Raw genomic sequence first — 1,550 nt, forward strand, 5'->3', positions numbered from 1 at the left:
GATTAGTTGGAAGACCTGTATTTTATTTAGTCTAATTTTTATCCATAACAATTTATGTTTACTTTAATAAAAATATTTTCACAATAGCTACAATTTTTAATCATATATTTATAAAAAAATATTTTTATTATTTTATTATACAAAGTATGTATTTTTCATTGTTATATCATTTTTTGATTTATTTTTGCGTGTGTGTATTTGAACCAATTTTAAAAAAATTAAATCTTTTAAAATAGTTTAAAAATAGTTTTATATAAAAAAATAGAATTAATGCTAATCAAAAAAAGGAGTTATTGATGTTTAAATCTTTAAATATAGGGTTAAAACTAGTATTATCAGTTGCTATTAGTATAATCGCTGGAATAGCCATTTTGGTGACTATTTTATCAATTCAAGTTGCTTCTAATATGGAAAATGAAGCTAAAAATTCAATCTTTCTTTCTGCGAAAAGATACGGAAATTTTATGCAAGGCATTCTAAATGAGGAAGTTGTTCTTACAAAAGGAATGGCTACATCGCTTAATGAAATGTTTTCGAAATATGACCAAGTAGATGTTGCGTTAATAGAAAGCTTATTAAAAAATACCTTTGACAGTAGTGGTTATGCAGCTTATTCATTTCTTTGGCTAAAAGATCCTTCTGTTTTATCTGACACCCAAGCATTAGATTCAAATTTTAAAAGCTCTAATGGTAAAACTTTTGCTATGATTTTTTTCGATGAAACTACAGGAAAAGCAGGTGGCATAAGATCTATAAAAGTTCCTAATAATTTTTCTCAACTGAACATTTTACAAAAAATTGAACAAAACGCAAAATATGGTGATTTAGATACTTTATTTGTTGGCGCTCCATCAAAATTAAATTATGATGGACATGATTTTTTAGGTATTAATTTAGGAATGCCTATCTTTAACAGCAAAGGCAAATTTGTAGGTGTTGTTGGATATACTTTTGATTTCTTAGAAATATCACAAGAAATGCTTGATCCAAAACTAGATGCCTACGAAGGTGATTTAAGATTTTTAATGACTGATCAAGGGGTTATTACTATTCACAAAAACAAAGATGCTATATTAAAAACTCTACCTGAAATCAATAAAGATCCTTCGACAAAATTTATTATTGATGCCGTTAAAGAACGTAAAGATATAATTATTGACAATTATACTGATTCAAATGGAAATCTCAGCTTTGCTAGTATCACTCCTTTTAGCACACTAGGAGACTCTAGTCACTGGAGTATAATAGTCACCGCACCAAAAAAGTCTGTTTTACAACCTTTATATAAATTACAATTTATTTTAATTATTATAGCACTAGTTATAGTTGTTATAATCTTAGCCATTGTTTATTTTTGTGTAAATAAAATAGTAGGTGCTAGAATTCCTATTATACTTCATTCTTTACAAAATTTCTTCAAATTTTTAAATCATGAAACCAAAGAAGTGCAAACAATAAAGATTAAAGCCGATGATGAATTAGGAAGAATGGGTAAAATAATCAACGAAAACATCACCAAAACTAAAAATGCATTAGAACAAGATGCTAAA

General features: G+C 26.7%; 1 pseudogene. It reads left to right on the forward strand.

Features of this window, described 5'->3' with window-relative positions:
• Positions 1 to 296: 296 nt before the first annotated feature.
• Positions 297 to 1,550: pseudogene (locus tag L8V79_RS08060) on the forward strand (methyl-accepting chemotaxis protein); the annotation flags it as partial.

The sequence above is a fragment of the Campylobacter sp. IFREMER_LSEM_CL2194 genome, from assembly GCF_025771685.1.
Lineage (GTDB): Bacteria > Campylobacterota > Campylobacteria > Campylobacterales > Campylobacteraceae > Campylobacter_D.